This window comes from Clostridium sp. CX1, from assembly GCF_025398335.1.
Classification (GTDB): domain Bacteria; phylum Bacillota; class Clostridia; order Clostridiales; family Clostridiaceae; genus Clostridium_AM; species Clostridium_AM tanneri.
The window spans coordinates 238562-262860 of the sequence record NZ_JAODOO010000002.1; the positions used below are offsets into that span (position 1 = coordinate 238562).

The following is a 24299-nucleotide window of genomic DNA, read 5'->3' on the forward strand; positions in this document are numbered from 1 at the left end:
ATTGATGACATCTAGATGACAAATTTATTAATAAATTGTAAACAAAGTATACAAGCCCTATCTAGTTAAGAAACTTATTAATAGGAAGGTCCTCTAGCTAATCAGTTAGAGGCTTTGTAATTCTGATATAAAATTTTACACCTATCTCTGTGTTTTCTACAGCATAACTGTATCCATGCAAATCTAAAATTTTTTTAACTATAGCAAGGCCAATTCCAGTGCCTCCCAGCTTTCTGTTTCTCGACTTATCAACTTTATAAAAGTAATCCCAAATCTTATCCTTTTCATCCTCAGGAATATGGCTACCTGTGTTTTCAACATAAATATAAATTCCGGTATCTTTAGTGTTTTCTACAGCAACTATAATATTACCATTTACTTCAGTATGCCTTATAGCATTGGTAATTAAATTTTTAATAACCTGTTCCATTCTTGACCAATCTGCATATATACTTGTATTACCACTTACTTTAAGACTTACTTTCAAATTTTTTTCCTTTATTAGTGTTGTAAACTTTCTTAAGGTTGCTTTAATCAACTCTTCTACATAAAACTCTTCTCTAATTAACTTAAAATTTCCTGATTCTATTTGAGATAGATCCAACATATCAGAAACTAAATCTGCCATCTTCTTACTTTCATCTATTATAACATCTATATAGTAATCCTTATCTTCTTGAAAAACACCATCCTTTAATCCTTCAGCATAGCCTCCTATAAGGCTTATTGGGGTTTTAAGTTCATGAGAAACTGCTGCTACAAATTCCTTTCGCATTTTTTCTATTCTTCTTTCCTTTTGTATATCTTTTTCTAATTTATTATTGGCTTCTTTCAAGGATGTAAGAGCAGTATTTAAGTTATCTGATAAAAAGTCTAAGGTATGTGCCAAATTTCCTATTTCATCTTCTCTTTCAATATTGCATTTACTTGAAAAATCAAGATCAGCTATTTTAGATGCAGCTGCATTCAGTTGAAGCAAAGGTTTTGAAATCATATTTGAATATATTAGAGATAAAACTAAAATAAAAACAACTGCCGCAATATAGAAGTAGAAATAAAATTCTTTAATAACAAATGACGCCTCGTTTACAGGTTGCAATGAAGAAACGGCAAAAATAATCTCTTTTCTTTCATTGTTAGGAATAGCACTGACTATATTTCTAGTTTCATTAATCTTTCTTTCTGTTATAATAGTTATCGGCTTATTGCTATTTTTCATCTTTAAAAGAATATCTGTGTCCACTGTCCATTCCTTTATTATTTCATTTAGGAGTTTTATTATTAATGAGTCTGTTCTACCATTACTTTGTCTAGTTATGAATTTCAAATTACCTTTATTATCTAATACAACTATTTTAGCATTATGTTTTTCTTCAAAATCAAGTATTAATTCAGTTACTCTCTCAACATTATCTGTTTTATTGTATCCTGTTCTAAATTTCTCTATTCCGCTTTGAATATCATTTTTCTTTTTACTAATATAAAACTCACTAAAAAATAGAGATTGAAAAATAAGGGTACTGGTTATAAAAATAATAAACACTAAGGCAGTTATACTAAATAATTTCCAAGTTATACTAGTCCTTAGCTTCCTAATATTCATCTTTTTACCTCAAACTTATATCCTGCGCCTCTTATTGTAGCTATTAAATATGACTTAGCTCCAAGCTTTTCTCTAAGTCTCTTTATATGGGTATCAACGGTTCTTAAATCTCCCTCGTAATCCATGCCCCAAACTGTATCTAATATTTTCTCTCTGTTAAGTACAATACCTTTATTTTTAGTAAAGTAACATAATAACTCAAATTCCTTTGGAGATAAGTAAATATTTTTTCCCTCAACTGCTACTTCATGACTTTCTTCGCTTATATATAACCCGTCAAAAGAGTTTAAATTCTCTGCTTCTCCGTTAGATACTCTTTTTAGGAGAGCTTTTACCTTTGCAACCAAAATTTTAGGACTGAAGGGTTTAGTTACATAGCTATCCGTTCCTAATTGAAAACCTAAAAGCTGATCTTCATCTTCGCCTTTAGCTGTTAACATTATTATAGGAACATCAGAGAACCTTCTTATTTCCTTGCAAGTAGTCCACCCGTCCATTATAGGCATCATTATATCTAATATTACTAAGTCTACAGTATTCCTTCCAATAACAATTAGTGCCTCTCTTCCATTCTCAGCATGAAGTACATCAAAGCCATCTTTATTTAAATACGCCTCCACCAAAAGTCTAATTCTCTCTTCATCATCTACAATCAGTATAGTTTTACTCATAAATTCACTCCCTATAAACCATCTACTGAAATTCAATTTTAAATTTAGCCTTCTTCCTAATTGCCAATCTTAAAGGCAGCTATGAGATAGTATTGTAACCTATCCCATACCTGCCTACTTTACATTGTTTAAATACAATTAATCTTTTTTGTATAATTAGATAACTCTTTTACACTTTCTTCTAATTCATTATCTACTACAGCAGCCTCATCTATGTGGTGAAGTATCTGGTTATTTGTATTCTGCAGAATTTCATCTATTTTATTTATCTTTTCTAGTACCTGTCCTACATTTCCTTTTTGCGTTGAAAGTATTTCAATAACTTTCTTTACCCCGCCTTCTACTTCAGCAAAGGAAGTAAGGGTTTCATCAATTTTTTCTATTGCTCCCCTTGAAGCACCTATTCCTTCCGAAATTACTATAGTGCTTCTCTCAGCGTTGCTTAGCACATTCTTTGTCTCGGAATTAATACTTTGAATTAATTCTGTAATATTCTTGGTACTATTTCCTGTAACCTCTGCTAATTTTCTTACTTCATCTGCTACTACTGCAAAACCTTTTCCACTTTCCCCTGCTCTAGCTGCCTCGATAGCTGCATTTAATGCTAATAAATTTGTCTGATTAGCAATGCCGCTTATTAATTGAACGATTTCATTAATTTCATTAAATTTATCTGCTAGTTTCCCTATACTACTATAGGTTCCCTTTATTTCCTTTTCTAGCGATGTAATGATATTCATCATGGATTCAACTGAAGCTTTTCCTTCTACCGACTTTTCCACTGTGTTTTCAGTAATATTTAGAAGCTTATTACCTTCGTTACATAAAGTATTAGTAGATTCATCGGTACTTGTTGTTAAATCTGATATAATTTCCATTTGATTTCTTATATCTCCTGCTAAGTCTGCTAGGAGATCATGTTCACTATTTACCATACTATGTTGATTTATAATTTTTTCAATTTTTTGGTGCATAGTTCTTAAAAAATCAATGGTTTCATTATGTAAGTTATTACTTACAGTCTCCTTTTCTTTTATTTCATCAACAATTGAGGTTTCAACTGCTGTACTATTGCTTTTAGTTTTAAAAAAGTTTATCACAGTACCCCTTCCCTTTCATGTACACTATTATTTTGTATAAACACCTAAGTATACTTTATTATAAATTATACTTAAATGTCAATCCTTCCTTTTAGGTTATTCCATTATTTATCTATTGTATCAAATTTGTTTCAAATTAGCTTTCTACTTTCAAACTTTTTCCTAAGAACTCCAATTAGAAGAAGCATAAGTGGAATTCCTATACTTAAGACTAAACATATTTGGCCCCATGGAAAGGTTAGGAATTGTATATACTCATTATGGTCCCGTCCAATATAATAAGTGCCTGTTATTGTAATCACTATTAAAGGAAAAAAGATCTTCCAGTCTTTCTTTATATTCATCACCTGTTTAAAACTATACATACTGCAAAATAGCATCAATGCCGATTGAACAAACATTGCCCAAACAAAGAAAACAACCATAATTAATTCATACCTTGGAAAGTAAATGGAAAGCTGTGCACTTCTTACCTGCTGCATACAGACAACGGCAAATTGCTTCATTACGTCCGCCCCCATTACCCCTATTTCACTTATAGGCCAAATTATAATCATAATAGTAGAAACAACCATAGCCCAAAAGGATATAGATATAGACCTCTTTTTTTCATTGAGCATAGGGTAAATTACTCCTGTTACAAAAATCACCATAGCTATGTCAGTAAAGAGGTATATACTATTATATATATTGGCAATTATTCCCTTGTCTAATAAAGGCCTGAGATTTACAAGATGAAAATCCCTCACAGTTCCTGAAATCATAGTTAAATTAAGTAACGCTGCTAAAATGAAACCAAAAAAAGAAAATCTCACTATAACCTCAACACCTAATACTACTCCATAAGAACAGAGCAAAACATAAATAGCGCACAGTATTAAAAAAGGTGTTTGAGGTAAAAAATACTCACTTAGATGAAGAGTTATTACATTTGCGGACACCATAAAGGCAACTGTAAAAAATATTGCTAGTATTAATCCAATGAATTTTCCAAAGAACTTCCCTAAAATATCCTGAGAGTACTGAATTATTGTTTTGTCTGGAAATTTAGAAGAAACATATGTCATAATAATAACCATTATGGTACCAAATATAAAACCAATTAGCATAGATGACCATGTATCTGCCCCTATCCTTCTTACTATAACTCCAGCAGTAATTCCTATAGCTTTCCCAAATAAAATATTAGGAATAGTAAAAAAATATTGTAATCTATCAATTTTCGTCTTCACTCACTTAATCCTCCACTTTGCTTTTCTTGTTTAATAGGTTGTTGATAGAGTATACTGCTGCGAAGATCTATACGAACGTTAACCTTTGCTTCTGTATTGGGATATATATCCTCCCATTTGCTCTTTATGCTTCTATCCCATTCATATTTATGTTCAATATGAACTCTTCTTCCAAAGCCTAACACATCACTTTTATATTCCTTCTGAACTCTATCTATACCTTGAGTTATGTATCTTTTTACTTGTCTTTCCGTTTCCTTTTCTACCTTAGATTTCATCTCACTAATAGACATATTTGAAATAAAATCTTCCTCTGCTATATGTCCCTCAGCTTTAAAATCAATATTGATAATTGGGCTGCCATTAATGATTTCTGAATTTGTTTTTACTTTAATATTTCGGATTTCAACTGCAACCTTCTTATCGTTATCAGATATATTAGATACTGATAGAACGGTGCTCTTTGTTTCTCCTCTAACCCAGCTTATTCCTCTAATCTCTTCTGGTGTAAGCCATCCTAGCATTCTCGTTCCTTTAAAAACTGCTCCTCCAGACAACTCTACCTGACTTCTTCCTTCTCCAGGCATCTTTTCTCTTTTCCTAAAAGCAGATACTATTGGTTGTATAGAATCACTTAAAAAATCTGAATAAAGTCTAAGCATGTCAGTTTGTGTGCTAATGCTTGGAAGTTGATTATATCTGAATAATTCTGCTACCGCTATTCCTGGTATATCTTCCATGCCAGTTTTTACAGATACATATTCACTAGCTTTTCCCCTTGCAATTCCTACCCAAGTTTTCATTCTTAGCTCAGGATTGTGAGTAAAAAAATCTATTACAGGCGTTATATCCTCTCTTGCTAAATCTTCTCCAATTACAATTACATTATTGTGAGCCCACATAATTCTTCTTGATGAAAACCTTGCAATATTTCTAACTGCCTCAAATATTGTACTACCATCGGCACTGGCTACCCAGGTGGCCTCACCACCACCGGTATTACCTTGGCCACCGCCTTGCCCCTTTCCCTTTGCGATTTGAACAGTAACTAAAAATCCAGAATTGTTAGGTCCTTTATCTACACCAACCATCATAACCATACCTAACTCATTTAACTCTCTCATATCCCAACAGCCGGAAAGAAAAACGGTATTTAATATTAAAAATAAGGTTAAAAGTCTTTTCATAAATTTATCATCCTCTTAAATGCTTATCCCTACTCATCAAAGCCATCTTCATCCTTAGAAGGTGGTTTAGGCATTTGATTCTCTGATTGCCTGATGGTTTCACTTGAATGAGCTAACTTAGGTCTTCGAGTCATTTTCCACCAAGGTGCTCTTACTGCTACATCTTTATTTTCATCAATACGGAAAGGCATTACCGGTGCTAAAAAAGGTGCACCAAAGGATCGTAAAGAAAGTAAATGTAAAGCGATTGCAATTGTTCCTCCCAAAAATCCTAACATTCCAAATATTCCTGTAAATATCACTAGTGGGAATCGAAGTAATCTAAAGCTGATGGCGAGATTATATGCTGGCATAACAAAAGAACTTATACCTGTAATTGCAACAACAATTACAGCTGTAGGGGAGACCAAACCTGCATTTACTGCTGCATCTCCAATTACTAAGGCCCCAACAATACTTACCGCCTGGCCAATAGGTTTAGGTATTCTAATTCCAGCTTCCCGTAAAACTTCAAACATCAGTTCCATTATTAATACCTCTAATACTGCTGGAAAAGGAATTCCTTCTCTTCCTGCAGCCATCTTTAAGGCTAAAGGTGTAGGCAGCATTTCTTGATTAAAGGAGGATAACAATACATATACCGACGAACTTGTTATGGATAAAATCATGGCTAAAATACGAATTAGCCTAATTGATGTACCTATATAAAAACGCTCGTAATAATCTCCACTTCCTTGGAAGAGTGACCAGAATGATGTTGGAACAATCAGCACAAAAGGTGTGTTATCTACTATAATTACAATTCTTCCTGATAATATTGCTGCAGAAGCCTTATCTGGTCTCTCAGTATGTTCAACCTGCGGAAATGGGGATAAAGGAGAATCTTCTATGAACTCCTCAATATATCCACTTTCTAAAATGCTGTCTACATTAATCTTCTGCAGGCGACTCATTAACTCACCTAAAACTCTCTTATCAACTAAAGAATCTATGTAAGCAACGGCGATATCTGTTTTCGTTCTATAACCTATTCTCATCATATCAAATCGCAGCCCATAGTCCCGAATTCGCCGGCGTATGAGAGTAGTATTAGTCCGAAGGCTTTCTATAAAGCCATCCCTTGGTCCCCTGACCTCAACTTCCGTTGCCGGTTCAGTTACAGAACGACTTTCGAAACCTCTTGTAGCAAAAATAAAAGCATTTTCCATTCCATCTACAAACAAAACGCTATCTCCTGAAACCAAGCTGTCACAGGCATCATTCCACTTGTTAGTAGCCTTAACAGAGGATGCGAATACTCCCGCATCTATTAGTCCATTTAATAATCCTTCATTATTAATCAACTCTTTCTGATCCGGTAATTGTGAGAAGGATATTAAAGGGGCTAGTATTGTATCATCAATTTCATTTGTGTTAACTAATCCATCAATAAAGACTAAAAGAGCCTTAACATTGCTGAAGCTTGGTATTACAAGGGAGCGATATACAATATCTGCTCCTTCTCCTAAGGTTTTTTTTAATCGAATTTCGTTACAGCTTAAATCTTTATCTATAGGACTGTCCTCCATGAAAAAGCCTCCTAATTCTGTGTTTATATAATAGCCTATACCATATTAGGAATGTACTGTAAAAATACACCTTGAATAATTATCCCCATTATAATAAAAAAGTATACCTTAACAAAATTGATTTAATATATTGAAATACCCAATTAAAATTATAAAAAATAATGTCAATTCAACTATCAATTCATATGATATTATTAGAATTAGTTTTTGGAGGAATTTTAATGGAATATGCTGACAACAACCTAGAAAAAGAAGGTCTAGAGGAGTTTGGAGAAAAGGAGACCGCAGATAAAGATATTTTATCTGACAACTACTATGAAACACTAGAAGATGCTACAATAGATTACCCTGAGGAAGAATTTCGTTGTTATAGGATGGCTCCTTGCTGTATGAATAACATACCTGCTTATTACCCTAGATGTTATCCTACAATGTACAGACAGGAAAAAATGTCTTCCCCTACTAGTCTATATCCAGAAAGCATGTATAGACAAGATGACTTATTACCTCTAGTTTTACTGGGACTTGGAGCCTATGCACTTGGTGGTTACGATCATTATGACTATTATCCACCTCACTATTACTATAATTACTCACCTTATTATGACAACTATTATCCTTATTATGAGCCATATTATAACCATAATTATCATCACAGGGATGATGAGAACTTTTAATAAAATTTAAAATTATCAATAGATAAAGTAAAGCCTACATCCTTCAAAGAATGTAGGCTACCTGTATTAATCTGCTTCTTTTCTTGTAAAACCCTGCCAAAGTTCAAATCTTGTTACCCTTATTTTTTCAGCTGTTTTTGCCCCCTTAATTCCATCACGATTATTTAAAGAGTTTCATCACCTATATTCCAATCAATTGGACATAATCCACCAGTTTGCAGTGCACTAAGTACGCGAATTGTTTCATCTACGCTTCTGCCTATACTTAAATCATGTACAACAGAATACTTAACAACTCCATCTGGATCTATAATAAATAAACCTCTTAGAGAAATACCTTCCTCTTCCATTAGTACCCCATAATCTTTTGATACTTGCATTGTTTTATCGGAAGCTATAGGGAAGTTAATCTTACCTAAGCCACCTTCATCTACTTTTTGTTTTATCCAAGCTTGGTGTGAAAACTGACTGTCACAGCTTACCGCAAGTACTTCTGCTTTTAATTTCTTAAATTCTTCATATCTTTTACTGAAACCAGTAATTTCTGTAGGTCATATAAAGGTAAAGTCTAGAGGATAGAAAAACATCACCAACCATCTTCCTCTGTAATCATCGGACTTTACTTCAGTAAAATCACTTCCATCACCTTTTACAGCATTCATTCTAAAATAAGGTGCTGACTTTCCAACTAATCTCTCCATTAAAATTTTCCTCCTTAGGTAATCTTTATTTTTATAGAATTATGCGGATTATAGTCCATTCAAAGTGTATTATTACCTAATGATTGATTTTTATTGATTAGTCCTTATAATTTATAAACAGGATAATCTTCTTTATAATTTAAATAATAGTTACCTTTATAACCTCCTCCATTAAGGCAAGGTCTTTAATAATTTCCTCTTTTCCAACATATCTCGGTGCAACTATGGAATATAAACTTCGCCCATAGTTAGCTTTACATTCTTCTATTTCTTCTTCAATTATAAACTCTATATTTTTGATTTTAATATTTTTTCCCTGGAAATAATTATCAATTTTTTGAATCATTTCTTTTTTGTCTAGGTATACAATCTCAATCTTTATTAAACTAGACTTATCCATAAACCTTGATTCAAATTTTTTTAAACTTACTAATACTATTACAACAGCTACGGTAGATAGTATGCTTAAAGTATAATAACCTAGTCCAACTGCAAGTCCAATGCAAGCAACTACCCATAAACTGGCTGCAGTCGTAAGCCCTTTTACAGATCCCTTTTGATGTATTATTGTACCTGCTCCTAAAAATCCAATGCCGCTTATAACCTGCGCCCCTATTCTTCCAATATCTGCTTTTAAGGCACTGGCAAGCTCTGGATGCTCTAATATAATAGTAACAGTTTGGTCAATATTATATAACTGTATCATTGATATTACTGACGCTCCAACACAAACAAGTATATGGGTTCTAAACCCAGCAGGTCTATTCTTATACTCTCTTTCATATCCGATTAGTCCACCAACAATAGTTGCTAAAAGCAGCCTTATTATAACCTCATAAACATTCATACTTAACTCCTTCTTGCAAAAACTTATTTTTCAATTTATGATGTTTAGTTACTATTCTATGTAATTATACTGATAATTTTACTGATTTTTATAAAAGTTAAGTTAAAACTAATTATATTCATTTATTTACATATTCTTAATTACATTTCTCACCCATCTATTAGAAACTAATCTGGTTATACCAATTATACATTTAACTACTTCCTCAACAGCAATCAATGCAAAAACTAAGTAAACAGGCCACTTCAATACTAGTGCTCCTATGAAAGATAATGGTACTCCTATTCCCCACATAGTACAGGCCTCTGCTATAAATGAAAACTTGGTATCCCCTCCCCCTCTTAAGATTCCTACAACTAGTATTATATTAAACATCTTAATGACTAAAATTGCTGAATTTATATATAAGATCATTAAAGAATCATGGACTACATTCTCAGAAACCTTGAAGAAGGATAAAATACCTGGTGCACTAAGCGCAAGTATTCCTCCTAAAACTACTCCTATAATGGAAGCTATTATTGAAAACTTTTTTGCATATATCTTTCCCGTTTCCTCGTCTCCAGCGCCGATCTTCTTTCCAATCATTACAGTGGCAGAACTTGCAACTCCAAAGGTTAAAACCATAAATAAATTTTGTATAGTATTACTAATTTGCACAGAGGCCATTGCCTGGGTTCCAATTCTCCCATATGCAATAGAGTAAACAACAACACCTAATCCCCAACAAGCCTCATTTAACACCACTGGGATTGTAGTTTTAAGCATCCTTAAAGCAAAATCTTTGGTTACTTTCTTTAGATCACTTATTCTAGCTGCTAACTCATTATTTGTTTTATACACATATGTGACCATTATTATCATTTCAATTATCCTGGCAATTACTGTAGCTATTGCAGATCCCCTTACTCCTAGTGCTGGCGCTCCAAACTTTCCAAAAACTAACACATAGTTTAAAAAAGTATTACATAGTAGAGCAATAGCACTAACAATCATAGGTGTAAAAGCCTTTTCTATATATCTAGAACCCATACTGAAGCTAAAGGTTATTGCTGAAAATATGTAACTTAAGCAAGCTATTCTTAAAAATTGGGAACCTAGATTTAAAACCTCAGGATCTGTATTAAATACAGAAATAATACTTCTAGGAATAGAAAGGGCTATAGTAGTAAATATAATGGCAAGAATAACTCCGGAAGTAAGGGATACAGCTGCAACCTTTTTAATATTTTTAACATCCCTCTTTCCCCAAAATTGAGAAATAAATATCCCAGATCCACTAAACATCCCAAAAGCAATTATATTGAACAATACCATGAATTGATTTGCTATACCTACTGAAGCTAGCTCTGTTTCTCCTAGTTTTCCCACTATTACTGTATCTATCATATTCAGTGAACTTGCAATAAAATTTTGAATAATAATGGGCAGCGCTATCTTTAATAAGTTCCTATAAAAACTCGAATCATTAAATAATCCCCCAAACAACCTCTTCACAACAAAAAATCCTCCTCATTTAAAACAAAATAAATACCACTTTGAAGTTTTCAAAGTGGTTTGCTTCATCACTTTATAATATTTGCAAAGGTAATTTATATTTATATAAGTAAATATTTTCTCACATATTATAGCACAACACATTAACTATGTTCAATTTGTACTTTTAATAATGCCTTTTTCCTAGCTGCTGCCACTATTGCCTGAGTTATTATTTTTATTATCCTTATTATTTCCCTGACTATTATTATTGCTTTCCTGTTTAACATTTTCATTGTTTTTGTTATTGCTGCCTTCACTGTTATTTTGGCCATTAGCATTATTACTTGCTTGGTTATTATTCTCTTTATTATCGCCCTGTTTATCCTTGCTATTGGATCCCTGATTATTGTTTTGACTACCTTTATCATTATTTCCTTGGCTACTATTTTCTTTATTACTCTCTTTATTGTTGCTGCTGCTTTTTCCTTCACCTTTACTTTCCTTATTTTTATTATTAACTTCATTGCTATTACTTTTGTTGCTTTTATCGTTATTTCCTTGATTAACACCGCAGTTTAGAGTTTTAGAAAGCAGCTCTACAACAGACTGTAAATACTGTTTTCTTGTCTCCTCCTCTGTAGTGGAAACTTCCCCTAAAAATATATGTTGTTCAACCTTCATACCACAGAAGGTAAATATACCTGTATCACAGGTTTGTTTTAAAGCGTCAAGCATACCATTACTATTATAGGTATCCTCTGCAGTTCCCATTGGAGTAAAAATGAAAACCTTTTTATCCTTAAGCAGACCCTTCTTCCCATTTTTCCCTCCGGAATAAGCCATCCCATAAGAAAACACTCTATCTATATATCCTTTTAACATAGCAGGCATTCCAGTCCACCATAGTGGATATATAAAAGTAATTATATCTGCCCACTCTATATAATTTTGTTCCTTTTTAATATCTTCTGGTATATTACCGCTCTGAATATCCTGTAATTCCGGCAGCTTTAGTACCGGATCAAAGCCTATGGAGTATAAATCTCTAAGTTCTGTCTTGTACTCCTGTTCAATTGAAAATTGTTTTACAGCATTTGCTACTGCATTAGAAAAACTATTCGTATTTGGATGAGCATAAACAATTAAATGATTCATAATTATAGCCCCCGATTTTGTTTTATATTTAAATTTATTTTTTTCATATTACCTTCTTTTTATGAATTACTTTTAAAACTTTTTAAATTGAATACTTTAATAGGTTATTGAGAATATTAAAACCAGGCTTTTCGGAAAAGAAAAATAATTTAGTAAAAGGTGATTGCTATGATACTGACATCTTCACTAGAGGAAAATAAACGTATTTTAAAAGAGAACTTAAATATTGGTAAAAGTTTTGATATAGTTGGACGAGAATTTGTTATTGGCGAAGGAAGAAGGCTATCCTATTTGGTTTTTATAGATGGCTTTGCAAAGGATGATATTCTTCTTAGAATACTAGAAGAACTGCAGCCTGTTAGACAGGAAAATACTTCCTCTAATCTTATTAAAGGATTAATTCAAAGTAGAATTGGCTATATCGAAGTGGATACAGTTACTGATGTAGGTAAACTCCAGTCCTCCGTTCTAGCTGGCGCACTAGCCCTTATTATAGATGGTGAAAAGGAAGCTATAATAATAGATGCCAGAGAATATCCTGTTAGAAGTCCAGAAGAACCAGATTTAGAAAAGGTAACAAGAGGTTCTAGAGACGGTTTAGTGGAAACAGTAATTTTCAATACAGCTCTTATACGAAGAAGAGTTAGAGATCCTAAATTGATATTTGAAATTAAAAATATAGGAAAAAGATCTAAAACTGACGTAGTTATAGGATATATTGACGATCTTGCAGATAAAAATCTTTTAAAAAGTATAAATGAAAAGTTAGATCAAATTAATGTAGATGCCTTAATTATGGCAGAGAAAACACTGGAAGAATGCATGATAAAGAAAAAGTGGTATAATCCTTTGCCACAAGCAAAGTTTACGGAAAGGCCAGATGTTGCTGCTGCTCATCTACTAGAAGGACATATATTAATTTTAGTAGATACTTCTCCTAGTGTAATGATTTTACCGGTCACCCTATTTCATTTTACTCAACATGCAGAAGATTATTATCAAAATCCTTTTATAGGAACATATATACGCTGGATTAGATTTATAGGAATGTTATCAGCCTTTATCCTACTGCCTTTATGGCTTTTGCTTGTTTATAATAGAAACATGCTCCCTGACTATCTTCAATTTTTAGGTCCTAAAGAACCAGGTAAAATTCCTTTATTTCTTCAATTCTTATTGTTAGAATTTGGCTTAGATTTACTTAGAATTTCATCTATACATACTCCTAACTCTCTTTCAACTTCTCTTGGAATAATAGGTGGACTTCTTCTCAGTGAATTTGCGGTAAAAGTTGGTTGGTTTACCTCTGAAACAGTTCTATATGCAGCTCTTGCGGGAATAGGAACCTTTGCTACTCCAAGCGTAGAATTTGCTATGGCAATTAGGATATTTAGAATATTCCTTCTAATTTTAACAGGCTTATTTAGAAATATTGGTTTTATTATAGGTATTCTAATTACTTTTTGGATTATATATAGTACCAAAACCTTTAGTGGTACAAAACGATACACTTGGCCCTTAATTCCCTTTGACAGTAAAGCTCTTTCTCACCTTCTATTTAGAAAACCAATACCGGAAATTAGGAAAAAAGATTAAAGGTTGAGGCCTTAAGTAAAGCCTCAACCTTTTTAATTTACTGTTATTCTAATATATTCAGCATTATTTATCTCATCAGTAGACATGCTAATGCTGAAGGTTCCATAAGTAGCCGTTTTATTAGATATTTTCTGTAAGGTACCTCTTAAATCATATGTTGTTTCATTATAATCAAGTACTTTTAAGCTAATGGAGTTATTTCCTTTTTCTAACTCTCCTTTTATTGCGTTATAAAATTCATCATAATTATTAACTACTATTATAGTATTTCCTTTTGAATCCTTTTCCTCAATATTTAAATTGTTAAAGTTATAGATTGTACCATTAGCCTCAGGGTAATCTTCTCTATTCCATCTGTGATCTTTTGACATCTGCTCATCTGTAATATTAAAATATGAGTGTACAAGTTTATTAGAGCCATCACTGGTTACCGGGTCATCCCATGTAGAATCTACATGATAGTATTCTCCATCTAGTTTAACCATATTCCAAGCATGTCCAATCCATTTATCTCCGTCATATGCATCTCCCACAATCATTAAAGATTCTATACCGGAAGCTAACAACAATCTATTCATGGCTTCTGCATAGCCTTGACACACCCCGGTACTATTTATAAGCACACCGTATGCTGTATAGGAATCTTCAGGCATATTTCCTGAATACAGTCTTTTATCATAGGTTGCATTATTTACTAAATAATCGTGAAGTACCAACTCCTTTTCATAATCCTTCATCTCTGGCTTAATTAGATTATTAACTATTTCTGTAACCTTTTCTTCAACCACTCTTTCTTTATTAATCAAATTTTCCCTAGAATCTGCATAGCTAAATTTTATTACTAATTTAGCAGGATCTGAATATAGTATGGTTGCGGAAGCACCTTCATAGACTCCTCTCAAATTTGGATTTTTCAGCAAAATTTCATCTATTACTTCTAGGTTGTACATACTTTTATCATAATTTTCTATAAATAGTGTAATACTACTTTCATAATTAGAAAGTGTATTTTTTACAGCATCATAATACTCACTGTAGCTACTGATAGTGCCCTGTTCATTAGTGCTCTGTACTGGCTGAATTTTAAAACTAAACTTAATAGGCTGTTTTATTTTTTCTCCATCTTCTGCTTCCAAACTATCTTCTACAACTAATGTATAACTTTTTCCACTTTCATAAGGCTTACTAGGAGAAATATTTATAATTTTACCACCATCACTGCTAGTAAATTCTAAATCAACCTTTTCATTATTTTCCTCTTTATAAACAGCTATAGACTTTTTGCTAGACTGAATGGTTGTACCTTTAGTGAATTTAATGTTCCAAACCTTAGTAGGTTCGACAATCTCTTTATCACTTGTATTCCATATTTTGTAGTTTACAGCTGCTTTAACATGAGTGCTGATAGAAATTAGTGAAAATAACACCACAGTAGTAATTACTAAAAAGCATTTTTTAACTCTCATATTTTCATCTCCCATTACTTTGATTAACTATTATATATGATGCTTTATAATATATTATCGTAGAAAATCTACTAAATGTGAAGACTAAATCTTACTTTAGACCATAAAATAGATATAAACTAATTGATATTCATATTTTAATATTATTATTTTAGGGAAAGCTATGTTATATGATAAGAAAGGAGTGCTAAAATGAATGAATTTTACAAAAAAAACGTAGCAGAGGTACTTACAAAGCTAAATACTTCTGAAGACGGATTAAATGATACAGAAGTTGAGAAAAAAAGAGCTGAATATGGCTTTAATGAACTTAAAGAGGGAAAAAGAAAAAGCGCTATTCAAGTATTTTTTGAGCAGTTTAAAGATTTTTTAGTATTAATCTTAATTGGAGCTGCAATAATTTCAATGCTGTTCAACAATGTTGAAAGTGCAGTTGTTATTATTGTAGTTATTATAATAAATGCATTACTTGGTACTATACAACATATCAAAGCTGAACAATCACTAAGCAGCTTAAAAGCTCTCTCTGCTCCCTCTTCCAAAGTACTAAGGAATGAAAAAAAGATAGAACTTCCTTCTCGGGAAGTAGTGGTAGGTGACATATTATTTTTAGAAGCAGGGGATTATGTAAGCGCCGATGGTAGGATTATTGAAAATTTTAGCCTTCAAGTTAACGAAAGTTCTTTAACCGGAGAATCTGAAAGTGTGTTAAAAATATCCGATACCATTAATAAAGATGATGTAGCTCTTGGTGACAGAATTAATATGGTCTTTTCCGGAAGCTTCGTAACTTATGGCAGAGCAGTTATAGTAGTCACTGCTATTGGTATGAGTACAGAAATAGGAAAAATTGCAGCTCTCTTAGAAAGTGCAAAGGAAAAGAAAACTCCTCTTCAAGTAAGTTTAGATGCCTTTGGTAAAAAACTTGCAGTTGTAATATTAGTAATTTGTGCCCTTATATTTGGATTAAATATATTTAGGGGTAATCCTTTAATTGAATCCTTTATGTTTGCAGTATCTTTAGCAGTAGCTGCAATTCCAGAAGCTTTAAGTTCTATCGTTACTATTGTGCTTGCCCTTGGCACTCAAAAAATGGCACAGGAAAATGCAATTGTAAGAAGGCTCCATGCTGTTGAGAGTTTAGGAAGTGTTTCTGTAATTTGCTCCGATAAAACTGGAACCTTAACACAAAACAAAATGACTGTAAAAAAAGTACATGTAGATAGTAAAGTGGTAGATTTTGACCAATTGACCAAGGATGACCCATTAGAAAAAAGGCTTATACTAATGTCATTACTTTGCAATGATGCTATTACTACAAATGAAAAAGAGTTAGGCGATCCAACAGAAGTAGCATTAGTTAACCTAGGAGCTTTTTATGATCTAGATGAACTAGAAGTCAGAAAATCTTATCCTCGACTTAGTGAACTACCCTTCGACTCTGACAGAAAGATGATGAGTACAGTTCATAAAATAGGTGATCAATCAATAATGATTACTAAAGGTGCTCTAGATGTGCTTCTTAAGAGATGTGTTAAAATTCTAAAAACTACTGAACCAGAAGAACTTAAAGAAAAGCATAAAAAGGACATTGAAAATATTAACAGGGATTTCTCTACAAGTGGTCTTAGGGTGCTTGCCTTTGCCTGCAAGGATGTAGAAGATGGAAAAGAGTTAAATTTAGAAGACGAAAAGGATTTAACCTTTGCAGGTTTAATTGCTATGATGGATCCTCCAAGAGAAGAATCAGCAAAGGCTGTGGCAGATTGTATAAGTGCTGGAATTAAGCCTGTAATGATTACAGGAGACCATAAAATAACTGCTTCTGCCATTGCAAAGCAAATTGGAATACTTAAGAGTGAATCAGAGGCTATGGAAGGCTATGAGCTGGATAAAATCAGCGACGAGCAATTAAAAGAAAAAGTGGAACAGGTTTCAGTATATGCTAGAGTCTCACCGGAACACAAGATTAGGATAGTAAGAGCTTGGCAAGAAAAAGGAAATGTAGTTGCTATGACTGGAGATGGCGTTAACGATGCTCCTGCACTTAAGCAGTCAGATATAGGCGTAGCTATGGGAATTACAGGAACGGAAGTAGCTAAGGATGCAGCAGCCATGGTGTTAACAGATGATAATTTCTCTACTATAGTAAAATCTATTGCAAATGGAAGAAGTATATATGCCAATATTAAAAATTCTATTAAATTTTTGTTATCTGGAAATACCGCTGGAATAATTTCTGTACTATATGCTTCCTTAGTAGCTCTTCCAAATCCCTTTGCTCCAGTTCATTTACTTTTTATAAATCTTCTTACAGATAGTCTTCCAGCTATTGCCATAGGCTTAGAACCTCATAATGAACATGTAATGAAGGAAAGGCCTAGAAATATAAGCGAACCAATTTTAAACAAAGCCTTTGGAATAGAAGTTTTAGTAGAAGGTTTCTTGATTGCAGTCTGCACCTTAACTGCATTCTACCTTGGTTTAAGAACTGGAAATATAGCCCTTGCTAGTACAATGGCCTTTTCTACTCTATGCCTCGCAAGACTTTTTCACGGATTCAACTGCAGAGCTAAGGAATCAATTTTTCGCATTGGAGTTTTTTCCAATAAATACTCATGGTTTGCTTTTGGTATAGGAGTAATTTTTCTAGTTCTAGTATTAGAAATACCCTTTCTAATGAATATCTTTGAGGTAGAACCTCTTACATCTAATGAGTATTATACTATTTTTGGGCTATCAGTACTTCCTCTTTTACTAGTTCAAGCCTACAAACTGCTATTTGTTAAATAGAAAAAACTAAAAAATAATATACTCAAATGATGGAAGAATCCACTAATCAACTCAAGTTGATTAGTGGATTTTAAACCTTTTACTAAAATTATTTTATACATATTCAAGTATAATTTTATGATTTTCTTTCTCTTTTTCCACCTTGAAGAACAGTTAAATTACAATTACTTAAAGGTGAATCATTATTTAAAATATTATCTTTTTTTCTCCTTCTTTTTTTAGCTGAACTCTTTTTTGTTACTCCCTTATAATATCTACTTTGCACCGAAGCCATATAATACTGAAGCATTATCCTATCATCAAAGTGGTATTTACTAGGCACATCCTTTGTCAATCCATTCATCCCACTATAGTAGCTTAGATTATTTATAATTTTTTTAACAAAGATTATAAATAGTATTATTATAAGAATTGAACCTATCATATTAGCTCCCCCGTTTAAAATAAGTTTTGCCTTATGATAATAACTCATTTTATTCTTATAGCAGCAAAATATTAAACATATCTTATTTTTATAAATTGTACTCCTAAAAACCTTCTATCCTTTTTTAATTTATTCATTTTAATAAGAGTATAACTTATAGTTATACTAAGTTATAAGAACAATAGAATCTACTTAAATAATAAGTATTACTTTTTAAGTTTAAGTTTGATATTATACAATAGGGTTTTAATTCTTGACCAAAGTATATAAAAAAGTGATGCAAAGTTGCCTTCATTTTCATAAGAATAGTATTTATTATTCTTTTTATTTTTGTTATTTTTCATCTGACTATTTTTTTTAGCAGTTCTAGAGTTTTTTTTGTTTACATTCTGCTTGTTTCCTACAATGACCTTAAAATTCCTTACCGTTCTTGTACTATTAAAATCTTCCTGATAATTAGATTTACTATTGTCCATAAAATTACCTTTATCCTTTTTTCCTCTTTGATTTACACTTATAGATTCTTCAAATTCATATTGTTTATCATCGATCATTCAATATCGCCACCTTATAACTTAATGAAATAAAATCAATATTTTTTAAGTTTTAAGCTTAATCTTTTTATTATTACTTATATTATACTATCTATCCTCTTTAAATTCCATGAATTTTTAAAGTTTTCTTAAAAATCAATATATTCCAAAATATGACGTTTTTATCTAATAAATCTCCACTTACTTATAATTTGAAAATAATTTTAAAACTAATATTGGTATTTTAATGATGTCTCTTGTATAATATTATTATTTTTTGTAGAATATCAGTATGACTAGTGTAGAAAACTTTATTATCAAAAATAACATTGAAAGTTTATGAGGAAATATGATGAGAGATTTTACAATTATTACTGATAGTTGTTGTGATTTGCCTATTACATCCATTAATGAACTAAACATTCCCTACGTAAGTTTAAGCTATCATTATAATGAAATTGAAAGATTAGATGACTTTGGTACAAGCTATTCACTTAAAAATTTTTATGATGACATGAGGTCTGGTGCTGTTCCTAAAACTTCACAGCCAAGCAGTCATTTATTCTGTCAAGCTTTTAAAAAAATTCTAGATGAAGGGAAGGATATTCTATATATAGGTGCATCTAGTGGATTAAGTGGTACTATAAACGGAGCGAATATAGCTAAAGATATGCTTGAACAAGACTATCCAGATTATAATATATATATCTTAGATATTTTAACTGCATCTTTAGGACAAGGTTTAATGGTTCTAAAAGCAAAAGAAATGCAAAATGAAGGAAAATCAATAGAAGAGATTTTTAATTATTTGCTAGCCATTAGACAAAACTTAAATACTTATATGATAGTGGATGATATTAATCATGTAAAAAGAGGAGGAAGGATCTCTTCCGCCGCAGCCTTTGTCGGTATGCTTTTAAACATTAAGCCATTCTTGTCCATAAGTGATTCAGGAAAGGTTGTTGCCTTGGACAAAATTAGAGGGAGAAAAAGAGCCATAAATGCGCTTTTTGAAAAAATATTAGAAAAGATAGAAAATGCTGAGGATCAAATTATTGCTATTTCCCATGGTGACTGCATTGAAGATGCCTTAGCCTTGAAAAAGCTAATATTAAGTAAGATACCTGTAAAAGATGTGCTTATAAGTTTTATCGGTCCTGTGGTTGGAACTCATGGGGGACCTGGGGCTATAGCAGTATTTTTTTTAGGAAAAGAAAGAGAGCTTCACAGAGAATCTTAAATCTGTAAAATGAAAATATATTTTAAAAAAGGGCTGAGATTTTTTCTCAGTTCTTTTATTTTGTATATTATTGTATAATTAGTATATAAATCATGACTTTTTTTTAACAATTTATAATTAAGAAAGGATGTTTAAATATGATAGTTTCTATTGATGAAAAAACTGTTCCTTTACTAAAAGAAATGCTTAAGGTACAAAATAAGGAAGCGGTAAGGATATCAAAATCCGGTGTAGGATGAGGAGGCCTTCAACTGGAAATTGTTCTGGATGAACAAAAGCCTAATGATGATATAGTCATAGATCATGATATTAAAATCATAGCAGATAAAAGCTTTTCCTTCTTTTTTACCAGTGCACTAATTACTCACAAGGAAGGTATTTTCGGACCTAGATTTAAACTGGTGTCAAGGTAATTAAATATCTATCTTTCCTATAAAGGCAGCAAGACATTTCATTCTCCCTAGTAAAAACACCTCTTATAATATATCAGAAAATGAATACTTTATTGCAGTTTAGAAAAGATGAACAATGTAGAATTTTTAACATATGTTTAAAATTCTACATTATAACTTAAAGATTTTAATATTTTCCCATGAAAATATTTTTCTCATGAAATAATATTAATTTTTTCTATAAAGTGGTAAAAAAGTAATTGACAGAGTATGGATAATATTGCATAATATTATTCATAGCCGTAAGATTCAGAAATTTTTAGTTTGTCTGAATTTTTACTAAATTGCACTGGATAATCCAGGTGCTAATCATAAAATTATTAAATTAATTTTAAAAGTAATTAGAAAGAGGTGTGTTATACATGAGAGTAACTAATGTTGAGGAATTAATGAAAAAATTACAGGAGGTAAAATCTGCACAAAGAATATTTTCCACTTTCACTCAAGAACAGGTTGATGAAATTTTTAGACAAGCTGCTATGGCTGCAAATGCAGCAAGAATTCCACTTGCAAAGATGGCTGTCGAAGAAACTGGTATGGGAATAGTTGAAGATAAGGTTATAAAGAATCACTTTGCTTCTGAATATTTATACAATAAATATAAAGACGACAAAACCTGCGGGGTTCTAGATTGTGATGCTGGTTTTGGTATTACTAAAGTTGCAGAACCTATCGGAGTAGTTGCTGCTGTTGTACCAACAACTAACCCAACTTCAACTGCAATATTTAAGTCCTTGTTAGCGCTAAAAACTAGAAACGGAATAATATTCTCCCCTCACCCTAGAGCTAAAAAATCAACTATAGCTGCAGCTAAATTAATTCTTGATGCAGCAGTTAAAGCTGGAGCTCCAGAAGGTATAATTGGTTGGATAGATGAACCTACAGTTGAACTATCTCAGGTTATAATGAGAGAGGCAGATATAATACTTGCAACTGGTGGTCCTGCTATGGTTAAAGCTGCTTATTCATCCGGTAAGCCAGCAATTGGTGTTGGTCCTGGTAATACTCCTGCCATTATAGACGAAAGTGCTGATATAAAAATGGCTGTAAACTCAATACTTCTTTCTAAAACTTTTGATAATGGAGTTATATGTGCTTCTGAACAATCCGTTGTAGTTGCAGATTCCGTTTATAATGAAGTTAGAAAAGAGTTTGAAGAAAGAGGTGCCTATCTCCTAAAGGAAGATGAAGTAGAAAAGGTTGGTAAAGTAATATTAGTTAATGGCAACATTAATGCAAATATAGTTGGACAACCTGCTTACAAAATAGCTGCAATGGCAGGAGTTACTGTTCCTCAAAGTGCAAAGGTTCTTATAGGAGAAGTAGAGTCCGTTGAGCTAGAAGAGCCATTCTCCCACGAAAAACTTTCTCCTGTTCTTGCTATGTATAGAGCTAAGAATTTTGACGATGCTGTAAAAAAAGCTGCGAGACTTGTTGAATTAGGAGGACTGGGTCATACGTCAGTATTGTATGTTAATGCGATGGCTTGTAAGGATAAAGTAGAAAAGTTTACTGCTGCTATGAGAACAGGCAGAACTTTAATTAACATGCCTTCATCACAGGGTGCTATAGGAGATATCTATAACTTTAAACTAGCTCCTTCATTAACATTAGGCTGTGGATCCTGGGGTAATAACTCTGTTTCAGAAAACGTTGGACCTAGACACTTAATAAATATAAAAACTATAGCTGAAAGAAGGGAAAATATGCTTTGGTTTCGAGTTCCAGAAAAGGTTTACATTAAATACGGAAGTCTTGGAGTAGCATTACAAGAACTTAAACCCCTTGGAAAGAAAAAAGCATTTATAGTAACTGATAAGGTTCTTTTTGAACTTGGATATGTAGATAAAGTTACAAAAATTCTTAGTAAAATAGGTGTTGACTATAAAGTGTTTACTGATGTAGAACCAGATCCAACTTTAGAAACAGCTAGAAGAGGTACCGAGCAGTTAGCAAGTTATAAACCAGATACAATTATAGCAGTTGGCGGTGGTTCCGCTATGGATGCTGCCAAGATTATGTGGGTAATGTACGAGCATCCAGAAGTAAGATTTGAAGACTTAGCAATGAGATTTATGGATATAAGAAAGAGAGTTTACACCTTCCCTAAGATGGGCGAAAAGGCTATGATGATATCAGTAGCAACATCCGCTGGTACTGGTTCAGAGGTTACTCCTTTCGCAGTTATAACTGATGAAAAAACAGGAGTTAAATATCCATTAGCAGATTATGAGTTAACTCCAGATATGGCTATCGTTGATGCTGAATTAATGATGGGTATGCCAAGAGGTTTAACTGCTGCTTCTGGTATAGATGCTTTAACTCATGCTGTTGAAGCTTATGTATCTGCTTTAGCAACAGATTTCACTAATGGACTAGCATTAGAAGCTGTAAAAATAATATTTGAATACCTTCCACAGGCTTATAATGAAGGTCAGACTAATATAGTAGCAAGAGAAAAAATGGCTCATGCATCCTGTATAGCTGGTATGGCATTTGCTAATGCTTTCTTAGGTGTATGTCACTCAATGGCTCATAAGCTCGGCTCAACTCACCACGTACCTCATGGAGTAGCTAATGCACTATTGATCAACGAAACTATAAGATTTAATTCAGTAGATGCTCCAACAAAGCAATGTACTTTCCCTCAGTATAAATATCCAAACGCTAAAGCTAGATACGCTAAGATAGCGGATACCCTTTGCTTAGGCGGAAGCTCTGATGAGGAAAAAGTAGAATTATTAATCGAAGCTATTGATGAGCTAAAAGCTAAGGTAAACATGCCAAAATCAATACATGAGGCAGGAGTTAAGACAGAAGCTTTTTATGCTAATCTTGATAAGATGGCAGAGCAGGCTTTCGATGACCAATGTACAGGAGCTAATCCAAGATACCCATTAATCAGCGAAATTAAGCAAATGTATATTAATGCCTTTGATAAAGCAGAAGTAATTTTAGAAGCTGCGGCAACAGATGAGGAAGAAGAATAAGACTAATAGTTATTATAGAAGCTGAGGTAATTCCTCAGCTTCTAATTTATTTCTAAAGTTCTATGTATTTGACATCGTTTTTACACCACTTAAGAAACTTTTCTAAATCAGAAAAAGATAATACCACTGTGGCTGTATTTACATTAGGATGAGCGCCTATGTATTCTAACTTTGATAAGTCTTTGTCTATGATAACTTTTACCTTCTTATCTTCATTGTTAATCACTCCAAAGGGACTAACAGAACCAGGCTTAAGCCCTAAGTTTTTAAGTAGTCTTTCTTCAGAAGCAAAGCTTAAAGTGGTGCTTCCTATTTTCTCAGCAAGTTTTTTTAAATCTACTTTTTTTGATTCTTCTACTACAATTAAATAGTGAATATCTCCTTTTTTGTTACGAACAAAAAGATTTTTACAGTGGGCTCCCTGAAAATCTATATCTACTTCATCAAGTTCCTCTATAGTATAGACAGGCTTGTGTTCATACCTTGTATAAGAAATACCTAGTTCTTTTAGGACATCGTATACCTTTTGTTCATTTTCTAAAATCATTTTTATCTCTCCTTCGTTTGCTTTTTATAAAGTCAATT

At 32.5% G+C, this 24299-nt stretch carries 19 protein-coding genes; 5 read left to right on the forward strand and 14 right to left on the reverse strand.

Annotation, left to right across the window (positions count from 1 at the left end; all coding sequences use genetic code 11):
• Positions 1-97 precede the first annotated feature (97 nt).
• The 6 genes from N4T77_RS03075 to N4T77_RS03100 form a co-directional block, all read right to left on the reverse strand.
• Positions 98-1603, reverse strand: a complete 1506-nt coding sequence (locus N4T77_RS03075) for a cell wall metabolism sensor histidine kinase WalK (RefSeq protein WP_261670269.1) — start codon at positions 1601-1603, stop codon at positions 98-100.
• The gene (locus N4T77_RS03080; RefSeq protein WP_261670270.1) at positions 1600-2274 is read right to left on the reverse strand and encodes a response regulator transcription factor; all 675 of its coding nucleotides are present in this window, start codon (positions 2272-2274) and stop codon (positions 1600-1602) included. Before N4T77_RS03080 ends, N4T77_RS03075 begins: the two co-directional genes overlap by 4 nt.
• A gap of 128 nt (positions 2275-2402) precedes the next feature.
• On the reverse strand, positions 2403-3374 hold the full coding sequence (locus tag N4T77_RS20210) for a methyl-accepting chemotaxis protein (protein WP_315903155.1): 972 nt from the start codon (positions 3372-3374) through the stop codon (positions 2403-2405).
• Positions 3375-3505: 131 nt separating this feature from the next.
• Positions 3506-4606: a spore germination protein gene (locus N4T77_RS03090; protein WP_261670271.1), complete on the reverse strand. Its 1101-nt coding sequence runs from the start codon at positions 4604-4606 to the stop codon at positions 3506-3508.
• Positions 4603-5793: a Ger(x)C family spore germination protein gene (locus N4T77_RS03095; protein ID WP_261670272.1), complete on the reverse strand. Its 1191-nt coding sequence runs from the start codon at positions 5791-5793 to the stop codon at positions 4603-4605. Before N4T77_RS03095 ends, N4T77_RS03090 begins: the two co-directional genes overlap by 4 nt.
• A gap of 29 nt (positions 5794-5822) precedes the next feature.
• Positions 5823-7361: a spore germination protein gene (locus tag N4T77_RS03100; RefSeq protein WP_261670273.1), complete on the reverse strand. Its 1539-nt coding sequence runs from the start codon at positions 7359-7361 to the stop codon at positions 5823-5825.
• A 221-nt stretch (positions 7362-7582) separates the two neighbouring features.
• Here N4T77_RS03100 and N4T77_RS03105 point away from each other — a divergent pair, with 221 nt between their 5' ends.
• Positions 7583-8038, forward strand: coding sequence for a hypothetical protein (locus N4T77_RS03105; protein WP_261670274.1), 456 nt, complete (start codon positions 7583-7585; stop codon positions 8036-8038).
• A 164-nt stretch (positions 8039-8202) separates the two neighbouring features.
• On the opposite strand, the gene N4T77_RS03110 is transcribed toward N4T77_RS03105, so the two are convergent.
• The 4 genes from N4T77_RS03110 to N4T77_RS03125 all read right to left on the reverse strand — a co-directional run bounded on the left by N4T77_RS03110 (position 8203) and on the right by N4T77_RS03125 (position 12220).
• A complete protein-coding gene (locus N4T77_RS03110; RefSeq protein ID WP_261670275.1) occupies positions 8203-8739 on the reverse strand; it encodes a peroxiredoxin in 537 nt (178 codons plus the stop codon).
• Between the two features lie 139 nt (positions 8740-8878).
• The gene (locus N4T77_RS03115) at positions 8879-9586 is read right to left on the reverse strand and encodes an MgtC/SapB family protein (protein ID WP_261670276.1); all 708 of its coding nucleotides are present in this window, start codon (positions 9584-9586) and stop codon (positions 8879-8881) included.
• Between the two features lie 126 nt (positions 9587-9712).
• On the reverse strand, positions 9713-11083 hold the full coding sequence (locus N4T77_RS03120) for an MATE family efflux transporter (RefSeq protein WP_261670277.1): 1371 nt from the start codon (positions 11081-11083) through the stop codon (positions 9713-9715).
• A 183-nt stretch (positions 11084-11266) separates the two neighbouring features.
• Positions 11267-12220 carry an NAD(P)H-dependent oxidoreductase gene (locus N4T77_RS03125; RefSeq protein ID WP_261670278.1) on the reverse strand — a complete coding sequence of 318 codons (954 nt, stop codon included), beginning with the start codon at positions 12218-12220 and terminating at the stop codon, positions 11267-11269.
• A 168-nt stretch (positions 12221-12388) separates the two neighbouring features.
• Between N4T77_RS03125 and N4T77_RS03130 the strand changes: the two genes are divergently transcribed.
• Positions 12389-13816: a spore germination protein gene (locus N4T77_RS03130; protein WP_261670279.1), complete on the forward strand. Its 1428-nt coding sequence runs from the start codon at positions 12389-12391 to the stop codon at positions 13814-13816.
• 32 nt (positions 13817-13848) lie between these two features.
• Here the strand turns inward: N4T77_RS03130 and N4T77_RS03135 are convergent, their stop codons facing one another.
• Positions 13849-15282 carry a transglutaminase domain-containing protein gene (locus N4T77_RS03135; RefSeq protein ID WP_261670280.1) on the reverse strand — a complete coding sequence of 478 codons (1434 nt, stop codon included), beginning with the start codon at positions 15280-15282 and terminating at the stop codon, positions 13849-13851.
• Between the two features lie 192 nt (positions 15283-15474).
• On the opposite strand from N4T77_RS03135, the gene N4T77_RS03140 reads away from it, so the two are divergent.
• The gene (locus tag N4T77_RS03140) at positions 15475-18075 is read left to right on the forward strand and encodes a cation-translocating P-type ATPase (RefSeq protein ID WP_261670281.1); all 2601 of its coding nucleotides are present in this window, start codon (positions 15475-15477) and stop codon (positions 18073-18075) included.
• A gap of 115 nt (positions 18076-18190) precedes the next feature.
• On the opposite strand, the gene N4T77_RS03145 is transcribed toward N4T77_RS03140, so the two are convergent.
• Together N4T77_RS03145 and N4T77_RS03150 are read right to left on the reverse strand one after the other, a co-directional pair.
• Positions 18191-18499, reverse strand: a complete 309-nt coding sequence (locus N4T77_RS03145; RefSeq protein WP_261670282.1) for a hypothetical protein — start codon at positions 18497-18499, stop codon at positions 18191-18193.
• 206 nt (positions 18500-18705) lie between these two features.
• Complete coding sequence (locus N4T77_RS03150) at positions 18706-19053, reverse strand: hypothetical protein (protein ID WP_261670283.1); 348 nt, start codon at positions 19051-19053, stop codon at positions 18706-18708.
• A 331-nt stretch (positions 19054-19384) separates the two neighbouring features.
• Between N4T77_RS03150 and N4T77_RS03155 the strand changes: the two genes are divergently transcribed.
• Together N4T77_RS03155 and adhE are read left to right on the forward strand one after the other, a co-directional pair.
• Positions 19385-20272, forward strand: a complete 888-nt coding sequence (locus tag N4T77_RS03155; protein WP_261670284.1) for a DegV family protein — start codon at positions 19385-19387, stop codon at positions 20270-20272.
• A gap of 814 nt (positions 20273-21086) precedes the next feature.
• A complete protein-coding gene (adhE, locus tag N4T77_RS03160) occupies positions 21087-23714 on the forward strand; it encodes a bifunctional acetaldehyde-CoA/alcohol dehydrogenase (protein WP_261670285.1) in 2628 nt (875 codons plus the stop codon).
• 52 nt (positions 23715-23766) lie between these two features.
• Here adhE and N4T77_RS03165 read toward each other — a convergent pair whose 3' ends face one another.
• Complete coding sequence (locus tag N4T77_RS03165; protein ID WP_396125084.1) at positions 23767-24258, reverse strand: prolyl-tRNA synthetase associated domain-containing protein; 492 nt, start codon at positions 24256-24258, stop codon at positions 23767-23769.
• Positions 24259-24299: the final 41 nt, after the last annotated feature.